The organism is Rothia sp. HMSC061E04 (assembly GCF_001813685.1).
GTDB classification, from domain to species: domain Bacteria; phylum Actinomycetota; class Actinomycetes; order Actinomycetales; family Micrococcaceae; genus Rothia; species Rothia mucilaginosa.
In genome coordinates this window covers 1-4,923 of sequence record NZ_KV813706.1, presented here as the reverse complement: position 1 = coordinate 4,923, position 4,923 = coordinate 1, and the positions used below count along the sequence as shown (strand labels likewise).

Sequence of the window (4,923 nt, the reverse complement as noted above, 5' to 3'; positions counted from 1 at the left end):
CGCCGTGGGTCTTTAACCCGGGGTGAAGACACTACCCTATCGAAGTATTACCGGGGAATCCACTCCGCATGCCTGTGGACAAACACTTTTTCGGTAGAATCCGCGAAGTTATCCACAGATTTCACGAACAAGCCCCACAACCTCACACAGCCTGCCAGGATAAAGCCTATGAACACAGCAACTATTCCGTGGCAACGCGTCCCAAACGTACTACCGGCTACACCAGAAATTACCCGTACCGCAGAACTACACCCATTCGTGCTGAACTCCCAGATGCTCAACCTGCGAGGAATCGGTCCGAAACGCATTCGCAAGCTAGTGGCGGAAGGGTCTCTGCAACGTATCCAGCGAGGAGCCTATATTTACACCCGCGATGCCCAAGCGCTCACCCCCGAAGAGCGGCTCACGGTACGGTGCATCGCTGCTCAGATGATGGGTCTTCAAGGGATCTTCTCCCACACATCAGCCGCGGCGCTATGGGGACTTGATGTACTCTCTGTTCCCCAAATGATAAGCGTGTATAGCTGTAGTCATAGCACCTCTGATAAGGGAAGAATCACCCGGCATTACAGCGCCACCGGCCCCGAGGAAGTCACCAGATTGCCGGGCACCTCCATCATGGTTACGACGGTGGCTCGCACGCTGCAGGATTGCGCGCGTAGCATGCCCTTTCGGGAGGCGGTAGTCCTCGCCGACTCCATCATGCGCCGGGGACTAATGGAACCCCACGAAGTTACCGAAACCCTGCTGAACCTCACCGGGTACGGCGGTTCAGCCGGGCCCCTCCTGGCGCAGGCGGTGGATGCATCCAGTGAGTCGGCCGGTGAAAGCCTCACCCGATGCCTGCTCATGGAACACAGGCTGCCCCTCCCCGTAACGCAGTACCCGATTTCGTGCGAGGGCCGTAACTACCGGGTAGACTTCGCCTGGCCCGAGGTGCGCGTCATTCTCGAATTCGACGGTGAACAGAAATACGTGGACCACTCCGGCAGGGACCGCTACGAGGCAGCCCGCGACCGCGCACTGACCCGCGCCGGGTGGACGGTCGTGCACCTCACGTGGGCTGATATCTTCAACAAGGAGCTGGAGGTCGTGACCCATTTGCGGAACCTACTCTTGAGATAAAGCGAGGGAACGCCTCAGTCGATAGGTTAGTGTCTTCACCCCGTGTTAAAGACCCACGGCGAAGACACTAGCCTATCGAAAATCTGGGCCCGCATAAAAAGACCCGCCCGGCAGGGAGGTTAACATCCTCCCCACCAGGCGGGTACACATCCATATGCAGGCTACAGCAACCAAATTACTACAGCAGCCAGATATTACAGCGGCCAAACACCGCAGGCATTACAGGCCCTACGATACAGGCCCCTAATGTTTACAGGCCCTTAGCACGCACAATCTGAACGTGCAGGTCTTCAGCCGGCGGCATCCACGAAGCCGGATCAGCAGCAACCTGCTCACCCGAACGGATGTCCTTCACCTCGTGAACCGGGGCACCCGACTCATCCGAAGAAATAAACCACACGAACGGAATGCCGCGCTTCTCAGCGTACTTAATCTGCTTACCGAACTTCGCCGCATTCGCAGACACCTCACACGCGATACCGCGGGCACGCAGCGCATCCGCAACATCATTCGCGGCCGACCAGCCCTCATCATTCGTCAGGGCAACAAACACAGCCGAAGGCACCTTACGGCTCGCCTGCGCAAAACCCTGCGACAGAATACGAGCCACCACACGAGTCACACCAATCGACAGGCCAACACCCGGGTACGTCTTCTTACCGTTCGACGCCAGCGACTCATAACGGCCACCCGAACAGATCGAACCCAGCGACTCGTGACCAACTAGAACAGTCTCATACACGGTGCCGGTGTAGTAGTCCAAACCGCGAGCAATCGACAGGTCAGCCAGCACCTTACCCGGCGCACGGCGAGCCGCCTCCTCAATGACCTCAGCCAGCTCAGCAAGACCCTGATCCAGCAGCTCATGCTCCACCGAATACTTAGCCGCAAGCGCACGCACCTGCTCCACGAAAGAAGCATCCTCAGTGCGGATCTGCGCCAGCTCCAGGGCGGCAGCGGCAGCATCCGCGCTCGCACCAGCCTCAGCCTGTAGCTCCTCAGCCACACGCTCAGCACCAATCTTCTCCAGCTTGTCAATAGAACGCAGAACAGCCGCAGTATCAGTCAAACCCAAGCCCAGGTAGAAACCCTCAGCCAGCTTGCGGTTATTCACACGCAGCTTGAACTCAGGAATCGGCAGCTTCGACAGCGCATCAACAACAACCAGCGCCAAGGTCACGTCGTAACGGAACGGCAGCTCGCCGTCACCAACCACGTCAATATCAGCCTGAGTGAACTCGCGGGCACGACCCTCCTGCGGACGCTCACCACGCCACACCTTCTGAATCTGGTAACGCGAGAACGGGAAATTCAAGTAACCGGCGTTCTCCACCACGTAACGGGCAAACGGCACGGTCAGGTCAAAGTGCAGAGCCAGCTTTTCCTTAGCCTTCGCAGCCTCGTCCTCCTGCAGGCGAGAAATTGCGTAAACTTCCTTGTCAATCTCACCTTTGCGCAGCAGCTGCTCAATAGTCTCTACCGAACGAGTCTCAATCGGGGAGAAACCGTGCAACTCAAAAGTCTCACGCAAAGTGTCCAGAACATGATTCTCAACCAACCGCTCAGCCGGAAGATACTCGGGAAAACCAGACAGCGAAGCCTTGCGAGCCATACGCGATACTCCTTGACAAAGAACTCGACAACAAAACCCCGGAACACCTCCGGGCATATCTACCCATCATACCAACACCCACCCCAGCACAGCACCCACTCCCCAAGCTCACCCGACACAAACCCACGCAAACCCGCAGCCGGCAGGTTCGCCCACAACACAACACGACCAGACACTACTCACACACACCCCACAGAGGCTATGCTTAGGAGGTGCACACGCACACCCAAACGGGTGCCCACCACGGGGAACAGCGCAAAGGCGCCCCACCCCCAGCACCCCCGAGTGAAAGAGTTATAGCGGTGACTACCAAACCCGACGACACTGTAAACCTCGAAAAGGCACGCCAGTACGGCCGCGTCTCCGAGGACGGCCACGTCTTCGTCATTGTCGACGGCGAAGAATACGCCGTAGGCCAGCTGCCCGGCGCCTCCGAAGAAGAAGCGCTCAGCTACTTCGCCCGCAAGTTTGAAAACGTCGAGGCGCAGGTTGCCCTGCTCGAATCCCGCCTCGCTAACAACGCCCCCGCCGCAGACCTGCAGAAGGGCATCACCTCCATCGGTGCACAGATTGGTGTGCGCAACATGGTCGGTGACTACTCCGGCCTGCAGAAGCGCCTCATCTCCCTCGCAGAGCAGATCGCTGAACTCGACGAAAAGCAGCAGCAGGCACGCACCGAAAACCGTGAACGCGCCCTCGCCGTCCGCGAAGAAATCGTCGCGGAAGCCGAGCAGATTGCCGGCCAGGATCCTGACCAGATTCACTGGAAGAACTCCCACTCCCGCATGAACGAACTGTTCGAAGCGTGGAAGAAGGCACAGCGCGAAATTCACCTGGCAAAGAGCGTAGAGGACGAGCTGTGGAAGCGTTTCCGCGCAGCCCGCACCACCTTCGACCGCAACCGCCGCGCACACTTCTCGCAGCTGGACGACCGCAACGCACGCATCAAGCGTGCCAAGGAAGAGCTGATCGCACGTGCGGAAGAGCTGTCCACCTCCACTGACTGGTCTGAAACTTCCCGCGCATACAGCGACCTGATGCGCGCCTGGAAGCAGGTACCCCGCGGCCACCGCCGCGAAGACGACAAGCTGTGGGCACGCTTCCGCGCGGCACAGGACGTGTTCTTCAACGCCCGCAACGAAGCCGAAGCAGCGCAGGACGCAGTCTACGCCGAAAACCTCAAGGTCAAGGAAGCGCTGCTCGAAGAAGCACGCGCACTCCTGCCCGTCGAAGACATTGAGGCGGCGAAGGCAGCCTTCGAGAAGATCCTGGACCGCTGGGATGCGGCAGGCCGCGTACCCCGCAACGACCTGCGCCGCGTCGACGGCGAGCTTCGCCGCATTCAGGACGAAATCAACGGTGCCGAAGAGGCAAAGTGGAAGCGCAACGACCCCGCCAAGGCAGCCCGCGCGAACTCCCTGCTCGCACAGATCGAGGACTCCCTCGCCGAACTGGAAGCAGAGCTCGCAGCAGCTGAAAAGGGCGGCGACTCCAAGAAGATCGCCAAGGCTAAGGAAGCTCTGGAGGCGCGCCGCGCCTGGGCAGCAACCCTGCAGGGCTTCGGCAACTAGGGTCTAGCCGACGGTCTAAATAACGGTCTAATTAACGCCGAGAAGCCACATGTGTTTCGAAAAGCCACCAAAGAAGTGGCTTTTCGAAACACATGTGGCTTCTGTGTGTCTGCGGGGGGTTATATTCGCGCCCCCACCAGATGCAGATGGAGGGCGCACCGAGTTCATGGATTTTCGATAGGTTAGTGCCTTTAATGCGGGTTAAAGACCCACGGTGAAGACACTAACCTATCGAAAACCTCTGTCTAAAAAGCAGGCGGCCCCGGATGCGCCAGGTAGGCGAGAGCCGGTTATGGGTTAGCTTTTTCGGTAATGGGTTAGTGACTTCAGGCTGGGGTTTTAACCATCACTAAAGACGCTAAGTCATGACTGAAATTACTAGGTCATTACCGAATTTTCACCGGCACTGAGTAGTCCATATGAAACAGGCGGCCCTGAATGTTCAAACATTCGGGGCCGCCTGCTGCGGTTATCTATATATTGGGTCAGAACTGGCTTACATGTCAGGCCAGTCACGATGCAACGAATACTCCGTATCCCCATCACCATTGTCATTCAGATGCCAACGCTGACCGGTACGGATATCGGCCTTGCGTAGGCGCGGGTTCGGGTTAT

Annotated in this window: 3 protein-coding genes and 1 pseudogene; 3 read left to right on the top strand and 1 reads right to left on the bottom strand. The window is 58.3% G+C overall.

The window, feature by feature from the left end; translation table 11 throughout:
• Positions 1 to 168: 168 nt before the first annotated feature.
• A pseudogene (locus HMPREF2927_RS09395) lies at positions 169 to 354 on the top strand (type IV toxin-antitoxin system AbiEi family antitoxin domain-containing protein); the annotation flags it as partial.
• Positions 355 to 663: 309 nt separating this feature from the next.
• Entirely contained in the window at positions 664 to 1,125 is a 462-nt protein-coding gene (locus HMPREF2927_RS09295) for an endonuclease domain-containing protein (RefSeq protein WP_246827380.1), read from the top strand.
• Positions 1,126 to 1,375: 250 nt separating this feature from the next.
• On the opposite strand, the gene hisS is transcribed toward HMPREF2927_RS09295, so the two are convergent.
• A complete protein-coding gene (gene hisS / locus HMPREF2927_RS06885; RefSeq protein ID WP_070686683.1) occupies positions 1,376 to 2,737 on the bottom strand; it encodes a histidine--tRNA ligase in 1,362 nt (453 codons plus the stop codon).
• A gap of 302 nt (positions 2,738 to 3,039) precedes the next feature.
• Here hisS and HMPREF2927_RS06880 point away from each other — a divergent pair, with 302 nt between their 5' ends.
• Entirely contained in the window at positions 3,040 to 4,308 is a 1,269-nt protein-coding gene (locus HMPREF2927_RS06880; protein WP_070686681.1) for a DUF349 domain-containing protein, read from the top strand.
• Positions 4,309 to 4,923: the final 615 nt, after the last annotated feature.

What these genes read in the sequence shown, in the direction of transcription:
- hisS (WP_070686683.1), bottom strand. Translation starts at nt 2,737, where the DNA reads ATGGCTCGCAAGGCTTCGCTGTCTGGTTTTCCCGAGTATCTTCCGGCT.
- HMPREF2927_RS09295 (WP_246827380.1), top strand. Translation starts at nt 664, where the DNA reads ATGCCCTTTCGGGAGGCGGTAGTCCTCGCCGACTCCATCATGCGCCGG.